Annotated in this window: 23 protein-coding genes; 10 read left to right on the top strand and 13 right to left on the bottom strand. The window is 64.3% G+C overall.

All coding sequences use genetic code 11. The annotated features are described in order from the left end of the window. Positions 1-98: 98 nt before the first annotated feature. The 3 genes from EOA19_RS28555 to EOA19_RS28545 all read right to left on the bottom strand — a co-directional run bounded on the left by EOA19_RS28555 (position 99) and on the right by EOA19_RS28545 (position 2,569). On the bottom strand, positions 99-908 hold the full coding sequence (locus EOA19_RS28555; RefSeq protein WP_348629857.1) for an SH3 domain-containing protein: 810 nt from the start codon (positions 906-908) through the stop codon (positions 99-101). 268 nt (positions 909-1,176) lie between these two features. Further along, entirely contained in the window at positions 1,177-1,941 is a 765-nt protein-coding gene (locus EOA19_RS28550; RefSeq protein ID WP_128305504.1) for a metallophosphoesterase family protein, read from the bottom strand. Between the two features lie 271 nt (positions 1,942-2,212). Continuing rightward, complete coding sequence (locus EOA19_RS28545) at positions 2,213-2,569, bottom strand: helix-turn-helix transcriptional regulator (protein ID WP_128305503.1); 357 nt, start codon at positions 2,567-2,569, stop codon at positions 2,213-2,215. Positions 2,570-2,768: 199 nt separating this feature from the next. Between EOA19_RS28545 and EOA19_RS28540 the strand changes: the two genes are divergently transcribed. Next, the gene (locus EOA19_RS28540; RefSeq protein ID WP_128305502.1) at positions 2,769-3,947 is read left to right on the top strand and encodes an MFS transporter; all 1,179 of its coding nucleotides are present in this window, start codon (positions 2,769-2,771) and stop codon (positions 3,945-3,947) included. 24 nt (positions 3,948-3,971) lie between these two features. Here EOA19_RS28540 and EOA19_RS28535 read toward each other — a convergent pair whose 3' ends face one another. After that, positions 3,972-4,427 (bottom strand): MarR family winged helix-turn-helix transcriptional regulator, encoded by a 456-nt coding sequence (locus tag EOA19_RS28535; protein WP_128305501.1) that lies wholly within the window; start codon positions 4,425-4,427, stop codon positions 3,972-3,974. A 208-nt stretch (positions 4,428-4,635) separates the two neighbouring features. Here EOA19_RS28535 and EOA19_RS28530 point away from each other — a divergent pair, with 208 nt between their 5' ends. Further along, positions 4,636-5,430, top strand: a complete 795-nt coding sequence (locus tag EOA19_RS28530) for an SDR family oxidoreductase (RefSeq protein WP_128305500.1) — start codon at positions 4,636-4,638, stop codon at positions 5,428-5,430. A 214-nt stretch (positions 5,431-5,644) separates the two neighbouring features. Here EOA19_RS28530 and EOA19_RS28525 read toward each other — a convergent pair whose 3' ends face one another. Next, a complete protein-coding gene (locus EOA19_RS28525) occupies positions 5,645-6,244 on the bottom strand; it encodes a LysE family translocator (protein ID WP_023809698.1) in 600 nt (199 codons plus the stop codon). A gap of 96 nt (positions 6,245-6,340) precedes the next feature. On the opposite strand from EOA19_RS28525, the gene EOA19_RS28520 reads away from it, so the two are divergent. Continuing rightward, positions 6,341-7,210, top strand: a complete 870-nt coding sequence (locus EOA19_RS28520) for a LysR substrate-binding domain-containing protein (RefSeq protein WP_023809697.1) — start codon at positions 6,341-6,343, stop codon at positions 7,208-7,210. A 71-nt stretch (positions 7,211-7,281) separates the two neighbouring features. Here EOA19_RS28520 and EOA19_RS28515 read toward each other — a convergent pair whose 3' ends face one another. From EOA19_RS28515 to EOA19_RS28505, 3 genes are all read right to left on the bottom strand, one after another. Continuing rightward, positions 7,282-7,932 carry a dihydrofolate reductase family protein gene (locus EOA19_RS28515; RefSeq protein WP_023809696.1) on the bottom strand — a complete coding sequence of 217 codons (651 nt, stop codon included), beginning with the start codon at positions 7,930-7,932 and terminating at the stop codon, positions 7,282-7,284. A gap of 108 nt (positions 7,933-8,040) precedes the next feature. Further along, positions 8,041-8,883, bottom strand: coding sequence for a protein-L-isoaspartate O-methyltransferase (locus EOA19_RS28510; RefSeq protein ID WP_023809695.1), 843 nt, complete (start codon positions 8,881-8,883; stop codon positions 8,041-8,043). A gap of 87 nt (positions 8,884-8,970) precedes the next feature. Further along, positions 8,971-10,335 carry an Nramp family divalent metal transporter gene (locus EOA19_RS28505; RefSeq protein WP_023809694.1) on the bottom strand — a complete coding sequence of 455 codons (1,365 nt, stop codon included), beginning with the start codon at positions 10,333-10,335 and terminating at the stop codon, positions 8,971-8,973. Between the two features lie 234 nt (positions 10,336-10,569). Here EOA19_RS28505 and mntR point away from each other — a divergent pair, with 234 nt between their 5' ends. Together mntR and EOA19_RS28495 are read left to right on the top strand one after the other, a co-directional pair. Further along, complete coding sequence (gene mntR / locus EOA19_RS28500) at positions 10,570-11,022, top strand: manganese-binding transcriptional regulator MntR (protein ID WP_023809693.1); 453 nt, start codon at positions 10,570-10,572, stop codon at positions 11,020-11,022. Positions 11,023-11,119: 97 nt separating this feature from the next. Continuing rightward, positions 11,120-11,308 carry a hypothetical protein gene (locus EOA19_RS28495; protein ID WP_023809692.1) on the top strand — a complete coding sequence of 63 codons (189 nt, stop codon included), beginning with the start codon at positions 11,120-11,122 and terminating at the stop codon, positions 11,306-11,308. Between the two features lie 83 nt (positions 11,309-11,391). Here EOA19_RS28495 and EOA19_RS28490 read toward each other — a convergent pair whose 3' ends face one another. Further along, positions 11,392-13,491 carry a hypothetical protein gene (locus EOA19_RS28490; RefSeq protein WP_031212682.1) on the bottom strand — a complete coding sequence of 700 codons (2,100 nt, stop codon included), beginning with the start codon at positions 13,489-13,491 and terminating at the stop codon, positions 11,392-11,394. 188 nt (positions 13,492-13,679) lie between these two features. Between EOA19_RS28490 and EOA19_RS28485 the strand changes: the two genes are divergently transcribed. The 3 genes from EOA19_RS28485 to EOA19_RS28475 all read left to right on the top strand — a co-directional run bounded on the left by EOA19_RS28485 (position 13,680) and on the right by EOA19_RS28475 (position 16,934). Then, positions 13,680-14,600, top strand: coding sequence for a neutral zinc metallopeptidase (locus EOA19_RS28485; protein WP_023809690.1), 921 nt, complete (start codon positions 13,680-13,682; stop codon positions 14,598-14,600). Positions 14,601-14,754: 154 nt separating this feature from the next. Next, positions 14,755-16,020, top strand: a complete 1,266-nt coding sequence (locus tag EOA19_RS28480) for a TCR/Tet family MFS transporter (RefSeq protein ID WP_128305499.1) — start codon at positions 14,755-14,757, stop codon at positions 16,018-16,020. Further along, positions 16,017-16,934: an aldo/keto reductase gene (locus EOA19_RS28475; protein WP_023809688.1), complete on the top strand. Its 918-nt coding sequence runs from the start codon at positions 16,017-16,019 to the stop codon at positions 16,932-16,934. The genes EOA19_RS28480 and EOA19_RS28475 overlap by 4 nt, the downstream gene beginning before the upstream one ends. A 73-nt stretch (positions 16,935-17,007) precedes the next feature. Here EOA19_RS28475 and EOA19_RS28470 read toward each other — a convergent pair whose 3' ends face one another. The 3 genes from EOA19_RS28470 to carA all read right to left on the bottom strand — a co-directional run bounded on the left by EOA19_RS28470 (position 17,008) and on the right by carA (position 18,942). Further along, positions 17,008-17,388, bottom strand: coding sequence for a helix-turn-helix transcriptional regulator (locus tag EOA19_RS28470; RefSeq protein WP_023809687.1), 381 nt, complete (start codon positions 17,386-17,388; stop codon positions 17,008-17,010). Positions 17,389-17,402: 14 nt separating this feature from the next. Continuing rightward, on the bottom strand, positions 17,403-17,654 hold the full coding sequence (locus EOA19_RS28465; protein ID WP_023809686.1) for a type II toxin-antitoxin system RelE/ParE family toxin: 252 nt from the start codon (positions 17,652-17,654) through the stop codon (positions 17,403-17,405). A 70-nt stretch (positions 17,655-17,724) separates the two neighbouring features. Beyond that, positions 17,725-18,942, bottom strand: a complete 1,218-nt coding sequence (gene carA / locus EOA19_RS28460) for a glutamine-hydrolyzing carbamoyl-phosphate synthase small subunit (RefSeq protein WP_031212679.1) — start codon at positions 18,940-18,942, stop codon at positions 17,725-17,727. 278 nt (positions 18,943-19,220) lie between these two features. Here carA and EOA19_RS28455 point away from each other — a divergent pair, with 278 nt between their 5' ends. Both EOA19_RS28455 and EOA19_RS28450 read left to right on the top strand, forming a co-directional pair. Next, entirely contained in the window at positions 19,221-19,670 is a 450-nt protein-coding gene (locus tag EOA19_RS28455) for a GatB/YqeY domain-containing protein (protein WP_023809684.1), read from the top strand. Between the two features lie 128 nt (positions 19,671-19,798). Beyond that, a complete protein-coding gene (locus tag EOA19_RS28450) occupies positions 19,799-20,113 on the top strand; it encodes a hypothetical protein (protein WP_023809683.1) in 315 nt (104 codons plus the stop codon). A 114-nt stretch (positions 20,114-20,227) separates the two neighbouring features. On the opposite strand, the gene EOA19_RS28445 is transcribed toward EOA19_RS28450, so the two are convergent. After that, entirely contained in the window at positions 20,228-21,133 is a 906-nt protein-coding gene (locus EOA19_RS28445; protein ID WP_127297499.1) for a LysR family transcriptional regulator, read from the bottom strand. Positions 21,134-21,149: the final 16 nt, after the last annotated feature.

Below are 21,149 nucleotides of genomic sequence, written 5' to 3'. Positions count from 1 at the left end.
TAGGGGAATAGGGGAATAGGGGAATAGGGGAATAGGGTGGGTTCGAGGGAATTCCAAACATACTCCCTTATTCCCCTACTCCCTTACTCCCTTAAATTCTAATTCCCCAGCGCCAGCTGATCCGTAATCTCAAACCGCTCGGCCTCGCCGATGCGTATCATGTTGAGGCTGCCCTCCCGAGTGAAGCGGAAATTGCCGTCCGCGTCGGAACCGGCCGGCTGGCCGGCACGGAAGGAGATGATGCGCGTGCCGCCATCGGGCCAGGTCACAGTGATGTTCGCCTTGTCGGCGGTGTGCACCACGCTGACCTTGCAGCGCTCCATTGGCTGGCCGACATAGCGGGCGCAGGGAATCTCGGGGCCAGAAGCCGGCGTCGGAACGGAATCAAGCGGGACGTCAGGCGCCGCCAGCGCCAGTACGTACGCATCCTGCATCGCGGCGCGGCCGATTTCGGCGGCGGATTTTGGCGTGCTTTCGACTGCCGGACCGGCGCCGCCAAGCCGCGCTGTCAGGTCGGGCGGTGCGACCGGCGCCCTATCGGTGGCCTGCGATTGATCCGGCGCCGAGGCCTGCCCGGCCTCATTGGCGCTGCCGGTGGAGGCAACCACCGGCGCATCGGCCGGTCTTGTCTCGCCTTCGACATAGGGGGCCGGATTGAGGGGAATGAGATAGCGCGCCGGCGCCCAGCCGCTCAGCTTCTCCTTGCCCGTGCTCTCGATCTTGCACCATTTGTAGCCGTTGATGTCGTTGCAGCCGAGATTGGTGACCATGTCGCCGCTGCTCAGCCGCGCCTCGACCGTGGCGACCGGCGATGCGGTGGTGCGGACCTTGAGAAGGTCGTCCGGCGCCAGGCCGGTGACGACGGAGATGACGAGGTCCGGCGCCTCTTGGGCCATCTCTTCAGCCATAGCGGGGGCAATCACCGGCCACGCCGTCATCAACAGCGGAGCAGCAATCAGCGCATGCAGGGTTGTTCGGAGCGTAACTGTGCGCCTCATCGTTTGGCCGTGCGCTGACATCATGCCGCGGCGGATCGAGCCCGCCGCAAGCCCGGCCGGTTTTATAAGGGACGCCGCGGCGCCATGTAAGCCCGAAAATTCGGCTCGCCGTTCCGCCGGTCCCAACCCGGCCCGCCAGGCCGTGAGCCTACTCAGCCGGGCATGAACGCAAGAGCGTTCAGCCGGGCAGGGGCATGAACCCTGTTCTGAGCGCGTGAGCCCATTCCGGCCGGCCCGCCTGTTCGGCTTGCCTGGCGGCCGCCTCGTGGTCGTAGTCGACGGCGATGGCCTCGAAGCGGTCGGACTGGCCGTTGCTGCCCAAGGTGACGATGCCGTAGCGCGCATGCGGCGAGCCCTGCTCGGAGACATGCGCCGGCGGTGTGGAATCGTCATAGGCGGGGCAGCCGATGCTGCCCGGGTTGAAAATGACGGGACCATCGGGGACGCGGATCAGTTCCGCGCGGTGGCTGTGGCCGCACAGCGCGATGCGGCAAGCCGGGTCGAGCGCCTTCAGCCGCCGCCGGATCGCCGTCAGCGGCGCACGCACCAGCTGGCCATTGACGATGGTATCGGCGAGATATTTCTCGTCATGGTCGGGACGGGCGTGGAAAGCGATGATTCCGGGTGCGATCTCCAGCGTCAGCGGCTGGGCGAAAAGCATCTGGCGCTGCGTCTCGGTCAGCCGCTCCTGCGCATAGGCGTCGGAGGGCCACATGGTGTCATCAGCGGGGTCGGCGGCGACACGGCGGTCGTGGTTGCCGCGCACTGTCGGCAGGTTCAGCGCCTCCAACCGCGCAAACGTCTCGCGCGGCCAGAGCGGGCCGGAAACGCTGTCACCCAGGTTGACGGTCAGGTCGGCGCCGCCGCGCCGGCGCAGATCATCGAGCACAGCGTCGAGTGCCAGGACGTTGCCGTGGATATCGGCCAGTACGGCAATGCGCATAGGGGGAGGCTCCGTGGGTTGGCGGCCCCGTTTTACGGCAGGGCTATCGCATATGGGAAGCCGAGGCTTCTGCTCTACGATGTACCCCACCTGACTCGCGCCTTTCCTCTCCCCCGTCGCTCTCCCCCCTCCGGAGGGAGAGGAAGGGAGCCAAGGTTGGCGAAGTCGCGCCTTCCCTCTCCTCCGTCGACGATAGAAGCTCGACGGAGTGGGGGCCATCTTCGTAAGAATTCATATGCGAGCTCTGCGTTTCGTCGTGCGAGGAAACAGCCTACGCGTGCACTTCGATGTCGTGGCCGCCGACCGCCGGCACTGCCGGATCGTCGCCGGCGGCGGCGATGACGCTGTCGAGCAGGCCGGGGAAGCGGGCGTCGAGATCGGCGCGGCGCAGTGTGATCATGCGGTTGGTGCCGACCACCTCGGCACGGGTGACGCCGGCCTCGCGCAGTTTGGCGAGGTGGTAGCTCAGATTGGTCTTCGAGCCGAAATCCAGGAACTGGCTGCAGTTCAGCGGCACGCCTTGCTTGCTGGCGAGATAGCGCACGATGGCGAGCCGGGTCGGATCGCCGAGCACGCCAAGCACGATCGGCAGGCTGATCTGGTCCGTATTGGGGTGTGGCAAGGTCATGGCTCGAAACTAAGCACAGTCGGGTCCGATTTCAACGCATCCATCATTGTTGGCCCGCACGCGGCCTTTCTCCGTCTCGCGCCGACCTGTGCTGACACAGGGCTGTCAGGAAGGTTCAGCTATTTTTCCCTGGCTTCATTGACATGATGCCCTATTATGTCCAATTGTTCAATAACTTTTGAACTAAGGACATCCCGCCATGGACAAGCGCCTTTTCTGGCTAGCGCTCGGATCGTTTACGATCTCGACCGAAGGCTTCGTCATCTCCAGCCTTCTGCCCGACATCGCGGCGGATGCCGGCATCTCCATTCCGCTGGCCGGCACGCTGATCACCGCCTTTGCGCTCGCCTATGCGATCGGCACGCCGATCCTGGCGACGCTGACAGGCGAATGGGACCGGCGCCGCGTCATCCTGTGGACGCTGGTGTTCTTCGTGCTCGGCAACATCGCCGCTGCCTTGAGTTCCTCCTTCGAACTGCTGCTGATCGCGCGCATCGTCATGGCGCTGTCGTCGGGCCTGTTCGCCGCAACCGCGCAAGGCACCGCGGTGGCGCTGGTCGATGACCATCACCGGGCGCGTGCCATCGCCGTCGTCGTCGGCGGAACCACGGTGGCCGTTGCACTGGGTGCGCCACTGGGCGCGCTCGTTGCCACCGTTGCCGGCTGGCGCGGCACCTTTTTTGCCATCGCCGGCCTTGGCGCGCTTGCAGGCGCGATCCTGTGGTACCGGCTGCCGCGGGGCATCGTTGGCACCAGGCTGCCCTTGAAGCGCAGGCTGGCGGCAGCGCTGCGTCCCGGCGTGATGCCGATCCTGTTGACGACGGTGCTGGCGCTGATCGGCGCCTTCACCGTCTTTGCCTATGTCGCGCCGCTTGCCATCGAGGGCGGCGGTCTCAGCCAGATCGCGCTGCCCGGCATGCTGCTCGCCTTCGGCGTCGGCGCCGTCATCGGCAACATTGGCGGCGGCCAGGCCGCCGACCGGTTCGGCGCGACCCGCACCGTCGGCTGGTCGTTGGCGCTGAGCGCCGGCATGCTGGTCCTGCTGTCGGTCATCCCGACCTTTCTGCCGCCGCATATTGCCGGACCGGCGCTGATGGCGATGATGGTGCCGTGGGGCATCGTCGGCTGGGCCTTCCCGCCGGCGCAGGCCAGCCGCATCATCAAGCTGGCGCCCGATGCCGCCCCGATCGTGCTGTCGCTCAATGCCTCGGCGCTCTATCTGGGCGTCGCACTCGGCGCGGTGGTGGGCGGTGCCGTGCTGCGCTACGGCGCGCCGGCCGATCTCGGCCTGATCGCCGCGATCTTCCCGATCGTCGGGCTTGGCATCGTGGTGGCCGGCCGCCGGGCGGCTCGGCCTGTAGAGATGCCTGCCGAGTAATCTCTTTGAAAGCCGTCGGCCGGCTCAGCTGGCCGGGGGCAGATCAAAATCCAGCGCGGCGATGTCATCCAGCGCCGCGCGCAGCTTTTCAGCCTTGTCCCTGCCGACGACATCCTCGCAACGCTGCTGGGCGATTTGCCACAGCTTCATCGCTGCCTCGAGCTTGGCCAACCCTTGCGGCGTCAGCCGCACACGCTTGACGCGGCGGTCCTCCGGATCGGCGAAAGTCTCGACATAGCCGTCGCGGATCAGTGGTTTCAGCGTATGGCCGAGCGCCGACAGGTCCATGATCAGCGACGTGGCGATAGCCCCCATCGCCGGCTCGGCGCCGATATGGATCTGGTAGAGCAGGCCCTGCTGCGTCGCCTTGAGGCCTGACGGCTCCACCACATCATCATAAAACTTGCCGAGCTTGCGCGCCGCACGGCGCAGCGCGGCGTTGTTGCAGAGCGTGAGGCCGGGCAAGCTGTCCTTTGACATGATGGTCCTTGGCGCCGGCGAATGAGGCCCGGCTGCTACCCTCAAATAATCCTCGTCCGTATCATTGACAAGATAGTGGCATATGCCTACTTCACGATTAGTGGCATATGCCACTAAATCAAATCAAGCGGCTTTCCGGCAGCGCGGCAGATGCCACGGCGCCGGATCAGTCGAAGCGAACCAGATCAGTCGAAGAAGGAACAGGACAATGAGTGGACAGGGCAACAAGGGCACGGCGGTCGTCACCGGTGCTTCGTCGGGCATCGGCGCGGTCTATGCCGACCGGCTGGCGGGGCAGGGCTACGATCTGGTGCTGGTGGCGCGGCGCGCCGACCGGCTGGAGGAACTGGCCGGGAAGCTGCGCCAGACCTATAGCCGCAAGGTCAGCGTGATCAGCGCCGACCTCTCCAACGACGACGACGTCCGCCGCGTCGAGCAGGCGATCGCCAGCGACGACAGCGTGACGCTGCTGGTCAACAATGCCGGCCTTGGCGGCCAGTCCGTGGTGGCAACCGCCGATGCGGACGCTGCCGAACGCATGATCAAGGTCAATGTCATCGCCCTGACGCGGCTGACCCGTGCCGTGCTGCCGGGGTTTTTGGCGCGCAACCGAGGTGCGGTCGTCAACATCGCCTCGGTGCTCGCCTATGAGACCTCGTTCGGCGGCATCTACAGCGGCACCAAGGCCTATGTCGTCAACTTCACCGAGGCTCTGCACCGCGAGGTCGCGGGTACGGAGGTGAAGGTGCAGGTGGTGCTGCCGGGCGCGACACGGACCGATTTCTGGGAGCTTGCCGGCAGCGATATCGACCAGCTTCCGAAGGAAATCATCATGACGGCCGACGATATGGTCGATGCGGCCCTTGTCGGCCTTGCCAGGGGTGAAGCCGTCACCGTGCCGGCGCTCGCCGAGCCGGCCAAGCTGGACATTTTCCTCGGTGCCCGGCAGGCCTTCTACGGCAGCCTGCACGCCGACAAGCCGGCGGCCCGCTACGCGGCTTGAGGGTTTCGAGGCCGATAGCAGAAACTGGGTTCCTCGCCCCCACGAATGTGGGGGAGAGGTGGCTCGGCGAAGCCGAGACGGAGAGGGGGACTGGCTCGACGGAGATCAAGTTTCAAGAAGTATCCGCCCTACGATGCCCCCTCTCCGACCGCTTCGCGGCCACCTCTCCCCCGCGTTGCGGGGGCGAGGAACCCAGGTTCTGCAAGGCCGCGCTTTACGCCGTCCGCCACATCGGAATGATCGAGGCGGCCAGCACCAGCGCCAGCACGATGTTGAGCGCGCGCCATTGCCATTCGGTCTTGAGCAGCCGCGCCAGCACCATTCCGGCCACGCACCACAGCGACAGCGAGGCGGCCGCCGCGAGGCCGAAAGTGGCGCCGAGCAGCAGCGCGAGCTGCATCGGCCCGCTGGCCAGCGCCGCGAACGAGGCCGCGGCGCCCAGCCCCATCGCCCAGCCCTTCGGGTTCATCCATTGAATGCCGGCGCCGCCGAGAAAGCTGTTCGGCCTGGCCATGCTCACATCCAGATTGGGCGGTCCGCTGCGGCCGATCTTGATCGCCAGCCAGAGGAGATAGAGCGAGCCGATGACCTTCATGGCCAGTTGCAGCGAAGGCATGGCAAGCAGCAGACCGGCGAGCCCGGCGGCGGCGGCACCCGTCACCGTGGCGAGGCCGGCGGCGCTGCCGACCAGCAGAGGCACGGAACGGCGAAACCCGAACTGGGCGCCGGACGCCGTAGACAGGGTTGTGGCGATGCCGGGCGTGGTGGTGGCGACGATGGCAAACAGGATGAGCGGGAGAATGGGCTCGAGCATGCGGCGTCCTCTGTCAGGGCTGCGATCGTAGCTGCGCGCGAACTTCAGTAAATGCAATGTTTGCCATGGTCGGCATTAGGATGGATAATGCCAGCCATGATCCGAAATCTCGACATGGCGCTGATCCGCACCTTCATCACCGTCGCCGACAAGGCCAGCATGACGGCGGCGGCCAATGCGCTGCACCTGACGCAAGGTGCTGTCAGCCAGCAGGTCAAGCGGCTGGAGGAGGCGCTCGGCTCCAGCCTCTTCGAGCGCGACCGGCGCGGCTTGCGGCTGACGCGCGCCGGTGAACAGCTGTTCGGCAGGGGCAAGCGGTTGCTGGCCTTGAATGACGAGATCTGGGCGGAGATGGCTGGGACACCGGTGGCCGGCCAGGTGCGGCTCGGCGTGCCCTACGACCTTGTCGGCACCTTGCTGGCGCCGGTGCTGAAGACCTATGCCGAGACCTATCCGCAGGTTGAGATATCGCTGGTCTGCGCCTCGTCGCCGGAATTGGCTGCTGCCCTTGCGGCCGGGACCATCGACCTTGCGGTGATCGAGGAACGCGTCGGCCCGTCGGCGGGCGAGTGCCTTGCCATCGACCGGCTGGTCTGGGTCGGCGCCAAGGGCGGCGTTGCCCGCGCCAAGCGGCCGCTGCCGGTGTCGATCGTCGCCGACACCTGCGCCTTCCGCCCGGCGGTGCTGGCGGCGCTCGGTGAGCATGGGCTGGAGTGGCGCACCGTGTTCGAAAACGGCAACATCGACGCGACGACGGCGACGGTGCGCTCCGACCTCGCCGTCACCGCCTGGCTAGCCTCCACGGTTCCGGCGGATCTCGACATATTGCCACCGGAGTCCGGCCTGCCGCCACTGCCGAATTTTGCCATCAACCTGCATCTGCCGAGGCATGGGGTAGGGCCGGCGGCGCAGGAATTCGCACGCCATATCCGCGATGGGCTGGCACGACGGCCGGTGGCGGCTTGAGAGACTTCTCAGAACTTGGGTTCCTCTACCCCGTCGATCGGGGGAGAGGAAAGGGTGCAAAGGCCGTCCTGCTACTTCCAGTTCTTGCGCCGTTCGAGCTCGGCGTCGGACGGCTCCCCTGTGACAAACGACCCAACCTTGATCTCGCCCGATCGTTCGTAGGTCGCCATGATGACGCCGGTGCTGGTTGCCTGCGACTTGATGAGCTTGAAGGCGGCCGGCATCGCGCTGTCGCCGAACAGCCGCTTGCCCTTGCCCAGCAATAGCGGGAAGATCATCAGCCGAATTTCGTCGATCAGCCCGTTGGCGAGCAAAGTCTGGATCAGATCGCCAGATCCCTGGATGAGCAGGTCCGGCCCATCCTCCTGCTTGAGGCGGCGCAACGTCGCGATGATATCGGCTCCGAGCGCTTGCGTGTTCTGCCAGGTGAGGGTGTCAGGCCGATGCGTCGCCACATATTTGGTCGCGGGGTTGAAGGCATCCGCGATCGGATCTTTCTGATACGGCCAGTAGGCGGCGAAGATGTCGTAGGTTCTGCGGCCGAGCAGCAGGGCGAAAGGCTTGGAGAACAGTTCATCCATCGCCGCGGCCCCCGCCTCGTCAACGTAATGGAAGGTCCAGCCGCCGAACTTGAAGCCGCCGGCCGGATCCTCTTCCGGGCCGCCGGGTGCCTGCATGACGCCGTCAAGGCTGACGAATGTCGCAGAGATGATCTTTCTCATTCCAATGCTCCCGTTCTTCGATCCACGCCGTCGTGGCCGGACTTCAGCCCAAGGACGGGCGACGAGCCACCGGTCCGACAGGACATATGAAATTTTGGCAAACCACCATCATTTGCGAGGCCCGGGGTGGAGATCTTCCGACGAGAACCAGACATCGCCCGATATGGCGGTGGCGGTGTCGTCCGGTGCCCTGTCCTGGACCAGCCAGATCGAGCGGCTGCGCGCGGCCTGCTCGCGCGTCGGGATCCTCGACGCTGAGTCTGCGAGCGAGGCGCCGACACAGGGAATGAACCACGATCGCATGAACGGATCGCAGGCGAAGCCTTTTTGCGTGCGGATCACCATCACCGCCAGTGGGACGCGCTCGGCCGGGCGCCAGGGGAAGATCATGCGGCCGCCAGGTCGCAGCGCCTTCAGCCACCCTGCTGGTGGCGCTGCGACGCCAGCATTGACATAGATGATGTCGGATGGCGGCAGGGGCGTCGTCACCGCATCGCCATGGACGACCGTTGCATTGCCATATGCTTCGAGATTTTTGCGCGCCAGATCGGCCAGTTTTTCGTCGAGTTCGAAGCCGGTGACGGTGCCGCCTGGTAAAACCAGCCTGGCCAGCACGGCGGTGTAGTAGCCGGTGCCGGCGCCGATATGAGTGACGGCCTCACCAGGTTTAGGCGCAAGCTTTCCGATCCACATGGCGTGCAGGAAGGGCTCGCCATTGTTGATGCCCTTGTCGTCGTCGAGCGTCACCAGCACGTTCTGATAGATATGAGCCGGGTCGGCGCTCGGCGTCGTGACCTTGCCGTTGCCGGCGATGACCGTCCACGGCCCGGGACCGAGAAACGCTTCGCGTGGCACCTCGGCGAAAGCCGCTTCCAGGCGTGGGTCGGGCGAGCCGGCATTGGCGACCAGCAGCCGCGCGTAGAATTTCCTGATGTCTTCGATCCGGGCCATGCTGCGGGACAACATAGCGCGGATTGCCAATTTGTCGCGAGGCTACCCTCTGCGCAGAGGGTAGTCGATTTCCCGGCGAGGCGGAGCTTAGCCGATCCCGAACAGGGTGTCGTAGAGCAGCTTGAAGTTGAGCCCCAGGATGACTGCGGCGACCACCCAGGCAAGGGCGGCGACGCCGCGCGGAATGGCGAGATTGCCCATCTTCTTCTTGTCGGAGACGAATTGCACCAGCGGGACGACTGCGAAAGGCAACTGCATCGACAGGATCACCTGGCTGAACACCAGCAGCTGGCCGGTGCCCTTTTCGCCATAGAGCGCGGTGACGACCACCACCGGGATGATGGCGAGGCCGCGCGTCAGAAGCCGACGTGCCCAGTTGGGGATGCGCAGGCGCAGAAAGCCTTCCATGATGATCTGGCCAGCAAGCGTCGCCGTCACCGTGGAGTTGAGGCCGGAAGCCAGCAGCGCCACCGCGAACAGGATCGAGGCGATGCCGAGGCCGAGCAGCGGCGACAGCAGCTCGAAGGCTTGGCCGATCTCGGCAACGTCCTGATGGCCGGTGTTATGGAAGGCGACCGCCGACACGATGAGGATCGAGGCGTTGACGAACAGCGCCAGCATCAGGGCGATGGTCGAGTCCGTCGTTGCCCATTTGATGGCATCGCGCTTGCCCTTGTCGGTGCGTTCATAGGCGCGGGTCTGCACGATCGAAGAGTGCAGATAGAGATTGTGCGGCATGACGGTGGCGCCGATGATGCCGATGGCGATGTAGAGCATCGCCGGATTGGTGACGATTTCCGACGACGGCACGAACATGGCATGCAGGATCGAGCCGGCCGGCGGGGCGGCGACGAAGATCTGGATGGCGAAGCAGCTGAAGATGATGATCAAAAGCGCGATGACGAAGGCTTCGAGATAGCGGAAGCCCTTGTTCATCAACAGCAGCACGAGGAAGGCATCGAGCGCCGTCAGCATGGCGCCGCCGATCAGCGGAATGCCGAACAGAAGTTGCAGCGCGATCGCCGTGCCGATGACTTCGGCCAGATCGCAGGCGATGATGGCCAGTTCGCAGGCGATCCACAGCACGAAATTGACTGGACGGGGATAGTAGGCGCGGCAGGCCTGGGCGAGGTCGCGGCCGGTGGCGATGCCGAGCCGTGCCGCCAGCGCCTGCAAAAGGATCGCCATCAGGTTGGACAGCATGATGATGAACAGCAGCGTGTAGCCGAACTGCGCACCGCCGGCGAGATCCGTCGCCCAGTTGCCCGGGTCCATATAGCCGACCGAGACCATGTAGCCGGGACCCATGAAGGCGAACAGGCGACGGAACCAGACGCCCGAGCTTGGCACGGCGATTGTGGAATTGACTTCGCGCAGGCTGGGCTGCTCGTCCTCGTCGGGCCTGGCGAACCGCCATGAGGAACGGGAGGCTGTGGCTTCGGCTTCAGACATGAAGGAGGGCTTTCCGCGAGACTGGACGATGTTGCCTCAAGCTATGCCATGGCTCAACATTATGCAATATGCTATATTTCATTGTCGTTGCTTTTAGGCGGCTGGCGGTCATCGGGTGAAACGGCAATCGGAAGCGCTGGTTGCACCTGTGGCGGAATGCAAATAAACGCCCTGAAGAATCAGAGCCCGTGCTATGAAAGCGTGGACGGGTGATAGCCTCGGGAGGAGCGCATATTGGCGCCGAAGAACAGACCAGTCCCGCGTGAGCCGCTGCTCGACGCCGAAATTCATTCGGAGGGATTCCGGCAGCAGCGCGAAGCGCGCCGCAGCGCGCTGGTCGAGGATTATGTCGAGCTGATCGCCGATCTGATCGAGGACGGCAACGAGGCGCGCCAGGTCGACATTGCCGCACGCCTTGGCGTTGCCCAGCCGACGGTGGCCAAGATGCTGACCAGGCTGTGCGCCGACGGGCTGGTGTCGCGAAAGCCCTATCGCGGCGTTTTCCTGACCGATGCCGGCCGCAAGGTCGCCGAGGAGAGCCGCATCCGCCACCAGACGGTGGAAGCCTTTTTGCGCTCGCTCGGTGTCAGCGCCGAGACGGCGCGCATCGACGCCGAAGGCATCGAGCACCATGTCAGCGTCGAGACGCTGGAAGCGTTTCGCAAGGCGATGACGGCGACGCGTTGAGCCGAACCCGCCGCTGGATTTCCTGAGCCGCCGGAACCGCCGTACGCCACGCACGTTGCTGCTGACACCGCGCGATGTCGCGGCAAGGGAGGAAGCGATGGGCGTTGAACGGGCACCGACCGCAAAGGGCAAGCAGGCTGCCGAGGGACTGACACAGGCGGCGGCAAGCGATGAGCGCAAAACCGAGGCCGAAACCCACCATTCGCTGAAAAAGGGCGCGGCGCGTTTCGAGGAACGTTCGAAGAGCTCCGACGGCAAGAGCGCCGGCGCCAAGCAGGAAGATTAGACGTCTGTCAGGTTGACGTCAGCTGTTCTGGGCGAACGCCGTCTGCCGGAACGTGGTGGCGGCGCTTTCAACAAACCGTTCCCTCACTCGCGGACGTCCTGCACCCAGCTGCGCGGGTGGCCGTCGACGCGGAACTGGAAGATGAAATAGGGCGGAATGCAGGTGCCTTTGCCAGCTTTCGCTTCCGCCAGATCGTCATAGCCTGCGGTGCAGATGTAGTCCTCGCGGCAGGGATGCGCCTTGTCGCAGGCTCGTAGGCCGGCGGTCTTGGTAAATTCCTTCGTGCAGAATTTGTGGTCCTTGCCCGACGCGATGCAGTCGTTGAAGCCGGTCTTGGCCAGACGCCCGCACGTTGCTTCGTCGGGAAGCTTGTCGCAGCTTGCCTTGCGCAGCATGCCACCGGGAAAGCCGCCGGTCTTCTGCTGCGGATTGTCGTAGCGCTGGCGCGCGGCGCCATAGCCGGCGAGTTTGACCAGCGGCTTCTTGTCCTTCGCGGAGTCGATGGCGCAGGCCTTGGCGGTGGCCGGCGACAGGCGGCAATACTGGTCGCTGCCCCAGCTCGACATCTTGATCTCGCCGAACTCGACGGGGTCGCCGACCACCGTGCCTGCTTCGCTGACGCAGGTGCCGAAGCCTGGATGGAAGGCGCTTTCGTGGACACCGGCGCAGCGCAGGCCCGCACCGCAGCTCCAGTCCTTGAAACTTGCATCCTCGCCGCGATAGCAGATCGAGCCCCAGCCATTGTAGAGGTCGGTGTCTTTCAGCGCCTCGGCATATCTGGCGTCCGGACGGGCGGCGAAGCTGCGCGTAAAGTCTAGCTGACTGCCGGCGGCGAACTGCTCGACGATGGCGCGGCGGCGCGGCAGGTCGGCGAAGAACACGGCCGAGCCCGGCACGAAGACGGCGTTGCGGCGCGGCTCGCTCACCGGATCTGCGCCGGTGTAGTGGAAACCGGCAATGCCACGCGTCTGATGGCAGCCGGTGCAGCTCATCTCGTTGAGCCGCAAGTTGAAGCCGGCCACCGACTTGATGGTCGAGAGTGTGTTGCCCCTGGCGATATAGTTCTTCAGCGCCTTGTCGATGTCCGCGTCGTCGACCAGCCCGTAGACGATGTTGTTCTGCGACCGGCTGAGACCGCCGGGGGCGACGGAGACGGCGCTCCTGGCCAGGAACTTTTCGTCGATCACCAGCCGGCCATGGTCGAGGTCGTAGATGTTGCGGTCGGTGAGCAGCCATTTGGCGAAGGACGGCTTGTCGGCCAGCACAATGGCGCGGTCGATCTGGTTTTCCATCTTCGCTTCATAGAAGCTGGACGCAGCCGGATCCCATTTGAAGATCTTCAGGAGATATTCGGCATGGCCGCCGAAATCGCGCCGCGTCGAGGCCGACAGCCTGAGCACCTGCATGTTGAGTTCGAGCCGCATGATCTGCGACGAATTCAGCATGGTGCCTGACAGCGGCCCTTCGTCGGAGCGCAGCCAGGCGGCAAGCTGGTCGGGTGGCAGGTCTTTTTTTCCAGCTGCCAGCCAGCGCTGGGCAACATCGGCGCAGGACACGTCAGTGGCGCTTGGCAGGTCCTTCGAGGCGCGCGCTTGTGCCTGCCTGGGTTTGGCGTTGAACACCAGGCTCATGGTCAGCGGCAGGCGCGAGGAAATGCGCTGGCCCGCCTTTCCCTTCACAGGCTTTTCCGCGACCGAATAGTGGAAACGGTAGATCAGCCGGATTTCGCCGCATTCGGTGTGGCCGAGATAGCCGCGGTCCATGCGGTTGACGACGCCGGTCAGGTCCAGCGTCGAGCCGTCGTCATCGATGTATTTCGGATTGAATTTCTGGCTGGTGTCCTTCGACTTCGCCATGGCAGCAACATAGGGATCGGGGCTGGTCTTCGGCTCGTCGGCTATCTGCCGCTTGACTGTGTCGCGCACCGTGGCCAGCGCCGGCACCGAAAACAGGCCGCGATTGTCGACCTCGCGGGTGAGGCCGAGTGCCGGGCCCAGCAGGCGGCTGATCGACAGGCCACCACGCTCCAGCGCCTGCAAGGTGGCGGGATCGGTGACGGCAACGCTGGAATCGAGCGTGGCGGCACGGGCGGACCCGATGCCGAAACAAGTCAATGCCGTCAGCAACAGCAGGAATTGGCCGATCGTCCGCAAGCGCCCCTCGCTTCCCAGAGAAACGGACATTAACGGTCTTCGATAGTCTCGGCCATGGGGACGATTGCAACGCCGAGCCGCTCGCCGCAACGAGCTTGGCCGCAAGGCGACCCGTATGGCCAAAAAGGCCATCGAAAAATGCTGTGACTTGGCGCAACCATTGGGATAATTGTTTGTTGCCCCGGAACAACGGGGAAGTTGCTGCACGAGGAGTTGCCATGCTCTGGAAGGGCCGTCGTCAGAGTGACAATATCGAGGACGACCGCAGCGACAGCGGCGGTGGCGGACTCGGCGGCGGCGGTGGCCAGTTCCGCATTCCGATCGGCGGCCGCACCGGTGGCGGCGGCAGCATCTTCCTCGTCATCCTGGTGGTGCTGGCCGGATGGTATTTCGGCTTCGATCCGTCGACGATCCTAGGTGGCGGCGACGGCGGCCTGCTGCCGGGCGGCGGCGGCCAGATCACCGACAACAGCGGACAGGACAACGGTGCCACACCGGCCAATGACGAGATGAAGCAGTTCGTGGCCACCGTGCTGGCCGAGACCGAGGACACCTGGTCCGGCATCTTCAAATCTCAGGGCCTAACCTACGAGGATCCGAAACTGGTGCTGTTTTCCGGCCAGGTCCGCTCGGCCTGCGGCTTCGCTTCCGCGGCGGCCGGACCGTTCTATTGTCCCGGCGACCACAAGGTCTATCTCGACATGACCTTCTTCCAGCAGCTCGACCAGCAGTTCGGCGCCTCGGGCGAATTCGCCCGCGCCTATGTGATTGCGCATGAGGTCGGCCACCACGTGCAGAACCTGACCGGCATCATGTCCAAGTTCAACCAGATGCGGCAAAGCATGGGCGAGGTCGAAGCCAACCAGATGTCGGTGCGAATCGAGCTTCAGGCCGACTGCTTTGCCGGCGTGTGGGCGCATTACACCGGGCAGAAAGGCATATTGGAGCAGGGCGACATCGAGAGCGCACTGAACGCCGCCAAGCAGATCGGCGACGACACGCTGCAGAAGAAGACGCAAGGCTATGTTGTGCCGGAAAGCTTCAACCACGGCACCTCGCAGCAGCGGCAGACCTGGCTGGCGCGTGGTTACAAGAGCGGCAAGCTGTCGGAGTGCAACACGCTGAGTGGGCCGATCTGACAGACCGTTTTCGAGCTTCACCTGCCGGCGATGCTGCCGTCAGGGGGTATCAGGATGAATAGAATCAGCCTGTTCTCACATTGTTCCTTGCGGCGGGCTCGCCTATAAGTGCGTCCGCCTGCGCCTGAGGGCGAGCAGAGGAGCTTGATCCTGCATGATCGACCCTAAAACCGCCAGACGGGGCCTTGCGCTCGTCTTCACCACGCTGCTGCTCGACATTATCGGCTTCGGCATGATCATGCCGGTGCTGCCGGCCTATCTCAGGGAATTGACCGGGGTCAGCATCAGCGGCGCGGCGATCGAAGGCGGCTGGCTGTTCTTCGTCTATGCGGCGATGCAGTTCGTCTTCGCGCCGATCATGGGCGGCTTGAGCGACCGGTTCGGGCGGCGGCCGATCCTGCTCGCATCGGTGCTGACCTTCTCCATCGACAATCTGATCTGCGCGGTCGCCTGGTCCTACCCGATGCTGTTCATCGGGCGTGTGCTGGCCGGCATTTCAGGCGCCAGCTATTCGACGACTTCAGCCTTCATCGCCGATATTTCGAATAATGAGAACCGGGCAAAGAATTTCGGCCTGCTCGGTATCGCGTTTGGCGTCGGCTTCGTCATCGGGCCGGTTCTCGGCGGGCTGCTCGGTACGTTCGGGCCGCGCGTGCCGTTCTATTTCGCCGCCGGGCTCGCCTTCGTGAATTTCCTCATTGCGTTGTTTTTCCTCCCGGAAACGCTCGATGACAAGCATCGCCGCCGCTTCGAGTGGAAACGCGCCAACCCGGTCGGCACGCTGCTCCAGATGCGCCAATATCAAGGCATCGGCTGGATCGGGCTTGTCTTCTTCCTGATGACGCTCGGGCACATGATGTATCCGGCGGTCTGGTCGTTCGTCTCCAGCTATCGCTATGGCTGGAGCGAGCAGCAGATCGGCTTCTCGCTCGGCGCCTTCGGCCTGTGCGGTGCGATCGTCATGGCGACGGTGCTGCCGCGCGTGATCCCGAGGCTTGGCGAGTGGAAGACGGCGGTCATCGGCCTGACATTCACGGCAGCCAGCGCCTTCGGCTATGCCTTCGCGTCGCAAGGCTGGATGATCTATGCGGTGATCGTCGTCGGCTGTCTGGAAGCGCTGGCCGATCCACCGCTGAGGAGCCTCGCCGCCGCCAAAGTGCCGCCATCGGCGCAAGGCGAATTGCAGGGGGCGATGACCTCGATCTTCTCGATCACCTCGATCATCACGCCGCTGCTCTATACGGCGATCTTTTCCTGGTTCACCGGGCCAAGCGCGCCGGTGACCTTCGGCGGTGCGCCCTATCTGGTGGGCGCATGTTTTCTGACGCTGGCGGTCATCGTCTTCGTCACCAAGGTGGCGAGGCCCGCGGCGCGCGCAAATGTCACCGCCGGCGTCGCCGAAGATGGAGCGCAGGTGTGAGTCACAGCCGCATTGCGCTGACTCGGGACGGACTGTCGCTGTCGCGGTTGGTCTTCGGCGCCTCGCGTCTGCTCGACAGCGCCGCCCGCCCGGATGCCGATCAGGTCGCACGGCTGATCGGCACCGCCGTCGATCTCGGCCTGACCAGCTTCGATCATGCCGACATCTATGGGAACTACGAGGTGGAAGCGGCCTTCGGTGCGGGATTGGCGCGCTGGGAAGGCAAGCGCGACAGCATCGAGCTGATCTCGAAATGCGATATCATGCTGAAGTCGCCAAACCGGCCGGACAACCGGCTGAAGCACTACGATACCGGTGGCGGCCATATTGTTGCGTCGGTGGAGCGGTCGCTTGCCAATCTCGGCACCGACTATATCGACCTGTTGCTGCTGCACCGGCCCGACCCGCTGACGGATGCCGACGAGACGGCGGCAGCTCTTGCCAAGCTGGTCACATCTGGCAAGGTGAGGGCGGTCGGCGTCTCCAACTTCACGCCGTCGCAGTTCGATCTGCTGGCCTCACGGTTGCCGTTCGCCCTCGCCACCAACCAGATCGAAATGTCGGTGCTGAAAACGGCCGCATTGACCGACGGCAGCCTGGACCACGCGCAGCGCCTTGCCTATGCGCCGATGATCTGGTCGCCGCTCGGGGGCGGCTCGCTGTTCACCGGCAAGGAGGGGCGCGAGGCGCGGGTGCGGGCAGCGCTTGCTGCGGTGGCCGCCGAGATCGGAGCCGGCGATCTGGCTGCCGTCGCGATCGCCTGGCTATTGCGCCATCCGGCCCGATTGGTGCCGGTGCTGGGTTCGATGAAGCCGGAACGGCTGGCCGCCATGGTCAAGGCGTTGGAGATCAGCCTCGACCGCCAGCAATGGTTCGCCATCCTGGAAGCCAGCGAAGGCCGGCCGGTGGCGTAGGACGAGATACTAGAGTCTTTGTTTGACGCAATTCCCGGACGGAAAACCGTTTCACACTTTTCCCGGGATTGCTCTAGGTTTCGATCCATTCGCCGGGGATATCCAGCGTCTTTGCCAGCATGGCACTGGTCTGCGGCGATGGTTTGCGACGATTGGATTCGAGGTCGGACAGGAAACCCTGGCTGACACCAATAGCAGTCGCCAAATCGGCTTGGGTCAGGTTGCGCCAATTGCGCAGCGCCTTGAGCCGGCTCGAGCCCCGCAGGATATCCATGGTCACGGCAGCGGGCAGGGGCTTTTCCGTTTTGAGCTCGGCCTTCCGTTCATCGTAGATCGCCACATCCGCAGCATCCATGGCTTCTTCAGCGGCATGCAGCAATGCCTCGTAGTCGGCCCTCGGGATGACGACCAGTTCTTCGCCGGTTGAGGTCTTGATGATTTGCGGGGCGTTCATGATGATGTCCTGTCCTATGGCCTGCTATAGGTCGTCGTTTCACGCTTGCCGATGTAGATCGCGAGAATCGTGGTGCGGTCTTCGTCGAATATGACGCGGTAGCGGCCGATACGCAGTCTATAACCGTTCCGGCCGGCAAGACGCTTTACATCTCCACGACCGCTGACGGCGTAAGTGATCAAACCTTCGGAAACCTGCTCGCGGACATCCGCCGGCAGGTTATCGAGATCGCGAGCCGCCGATACTGAAAGGATGATCGTCTTCACAACAAATAATATCGCACATTTATCGCTTTGCGTTAAGCGATATTATAGCTAACAGCCGATCCTCAAAGGATCAGGCCCGTTCGGCCAGCAATTCCTCGCCGCGCTTTTCGCGGATCAAATTGACGAAGCGGCGGAACAGGTAGTGCGAATCCTGCGGGCCGGGGGAGGCTTCGGGGTGATGCTGGACCGAGAACACCGGCCGGCCGGTCAGCGTGATGCCGCAGTTCGAACCATCGAACAGCGAGACGTGGGTTTCCTCGACGCCCGATGGCAGCGAGTCGGCATCGACGGCAAAGCCGTGGTTCATCGAGACGATCTCGACCTTGCCGGTGGTGTGGTCCTTGACCGGATGGTTGGCGCCGTGATGGCCCTGGTGCATCTTGGCGGTCTTGCCGCCCAGCGCCAGTGCCAGCATCTGGTGGCCGAGGCAGATGCCGAACACCGGGATGTCGGTCTTCAACAGATCCCGGATGACCGGCACGGCATAGTCACCGGTGGCTTCCGGGTCGCCGGGGCCATTGGAGAGAAAAATGCCGTCCGGCTGCATGGCAAGGATTTGTTCGGCGCCGGTCTTGGCCGGCACCACCGTGACCTTGGCGCCGAGGCCGGCGAGCAGGCGCAAGATGTTGCGTTTGACGCCATAATCGATGGCGACGACGTGCATTGTCGGTTCGGTCTGCTCGCCAAAGCCTTCGTTCCACACCCAGGGCGTCTCGCGCCAGACCGAGGACTGGCCCGACGTGACTTCCTTGGCGAGGTCAAGCCCGATCAGCCCCGACCATGCGGCGGCGCGGCGCTTCAGATCGTCGAGGTCGAACACGCCATCGGGCGCATGCGCGATGACGGCGTTGGGCATGCCCCTTTCACGGATCAGCGCGGTGAGCGCGCGGGTGTCGATGCCCGAAAGGGCGACGATGCCGCGCTTCTTCAGCCATTGGTCGAGACCAGCGCCGGCGCGGTAGTTGGACGGGTCGGTGACATCGGCCTTGAACACGGCGCCAACGGCGCCGGCGCGGGCGGCCGGATTGAGATCCTCGATGTCCTCGTCATTGGTGCCGATGTTGCCGATATGCGGGAAGGTGAAGGTGACGATCTGGCCGGCATAGGAAGGGTCAGTGAGGATTTCCTGGTAGCCGGTCAGCGCCGTGTTGAAGCAGACTTCGGCGACGGCGGAGCCGGTGGCGCCGAGGCCGCGACCTTCGATGACGGTGCCGTCGGCCAGCACCAGAAGGGCGGTCGGCTTTTCAGTGGTCCAGGCGGGCGTCGAGGCGGCGGTCATCTCGGCCATGGCGGCACTCCTATCGGGCTGCCCGCTGCAACCGGCCCGGCGGGCCATCTGCGCGGCAAACGGCGCGAAGCGGCGATTTTCGCGGCCTCCACGCAGTCAAATTTCCGTTCATGCAAGGCCCAGTACATAGGGGAAGGGGGCAGAGCGGTCAATGATCATGCGAAATGCCGCCATGTTTTATTTCGCCTAGCAAAATCAGTGGCTTGCCCCGGCATATCAGGGTTTGCCTTGGCTCGCCCCCGGCGCTATTGTCCGCGCCGATCGAAGGAGAATGTACCATGCGCGGCAAAATCGCCGAATCCCTGAAGAGCGCGATGAAGGCGCAGGACAAGCACCGGCTGCCGACATTGCGGCTGATCCAAGCGGCCATTCACGACCGCGACATCGCCAATCGCGGTTCGGGCAAGGAGCCGGCCAGCGATGAGGAGATCCTGCAGATCCTGGCCAAGATGGTGAAGCAGCGCGAGGAATCGGCCAAAGCCTTCGACGACGGCAAACGGCCGGAACTCGCCGCGCAGGAGCGCGGCGAGATGGAGATCATCCGCACCTTCCTGCCGACGCAGTTGGACGATGCGGCGGTGACGGCTGCGGCGCGCGAGGCGATCGCCGCGACCAGTGCGGCCAGCCAGAAGGACATGGGCAAGGTGATTGCCGCACTGAAGCAGAAATATGCCGGCCAGATGGATTTCGGCAAGGCGAGCGGCATCGTCAAGGGTCTGCTGCAGTAGGGTGCTGCTCATCTCGTCGCTTGGGTGGCCGACCGGGCGCTCCCGGAACCCAGATCCGTCCGGAAGTCCAGGAGTTGGAACTCGGATACCGCCGAGATGTTTATCCGTCATGCAACTGGAGAGATGTCATGACTGACAACGAAACCCGCTACGAAACCGGCGCGACGAAATATCCGGCGAAGACCGATGCCGACGCTTCCGATGAATTCGCCCAGGATGCGGCCGCCAACAAGAAGCCCGCCAGCGGAATGGGGCTCACCCGCCGGGTGGGCGAAGTGGAAGACCGAACCCGCCAGTCGGACGGACAAAACCCGCCAAGGCAAGGCACGCCGAGCGCCGCAACCGAAAAGACGTCCGGGGCCGGCCCCGCTATCGCGGAGCGTTCAAAGGACGTCAAGGCTCCGAAGAGCGGCCGCCAGCCTGGAGCGTATCACAGGAAGTGATCGCTCGACGGGACCCGAGAGGTCCTGGCATTGCACGGCCGGTCATTAATGACCGATTTCCACTGGCGCCTTTCGCGACTGGTTGGTCGGTATCTGTCCGGCGGGCCTCCTCGGCTACAATGCACGGCGCAATGTCGGCGCTTCCTGCTGGATATGATCCCACAGCCGGTTGGCGATCGGCCCATGCGGCCGGTCGCGGCGCCGCGCCACCACCAGTTCGTCGGTGCGGCCCGGCAGATGGCGGCCGGCAATGGATTGCAGGCGCCCGTCATGCAGTTCTTCCTCGATCAGGAAGCGGGGCAGGTGGCCCCAGCCAAGGCCCTGCAGGATTATCTCCTTCTTCATGCCCTGGTCGGCGACGAGGCATTGCGGCGCGCCTTCGATCAGCGAATAGTTTTGTTGTGGCGAATGGCGGGCGCTGTCGCGCATGACGCATTGGGTGAGTGCCTGCATCTGGTCCAGGGTGATCGGCTGCTCGATACGCTCGGGCAGAAAGCCCGGCGCCACCACGGGAATGAAGGACACCTTGCACAGATCGACCCATTCCACCCGCGCATCGCCCTTGTCGACCCAGTGCAGGATCAGATCGGCTTCGTCATCGAATAGACGCTCCCATGGGCCGCCGACCGCTTCGAAATGCAGATGCAGGCGCGTGCCGGGGCACTGTGCGAAGAACCGCCCGAGCATGCCCAGCACATGCGGGCGCGGGCACAGGTCGCCTATCACCACGTGGATCTCACTTTCTTCACCCATCGCCAACTGGGCGGCATGGACGCGCAAACCGTCCAGCTCGCGCAGCAGCGATAGCGCTCGGCGGTGGAACGACAGCCCTGCCTCGGTTGCACGCACGCGATAGCCGCTGCGGTCCAGGAGGCAAAGGTCGAGCTGTCGCTCCAGCTTGGCGACGGCAGCGAACACCGCCGGATGCGAGCGATGCAGCACGGCCGCCGCAGGCTGAAAGCCTCCGGTGCGAATCACCGCATCGAAGCATTGAAGGTCGTGGAGGGTAAATTCGGCCATGTCGGTTTTTATTACA

The sequence above is a fragment of the Mesorhizobium sp. M7A.F.Ca.US.010.02.1.1 genome (assembly GCF_004023085.1).
In the GTDB taxonomy this organism is placed as follows: Bacteria; Pseudomonadota; Alphaproteobacteria; order Rhizobiales; family Rhizobiaceae; genus Mesorhizobium.
The sequence above is the reverse complement of the archived record's forward strand: the minus strand, read 5'-3'. Positions and strand labels throughout refer to the sequence as shown.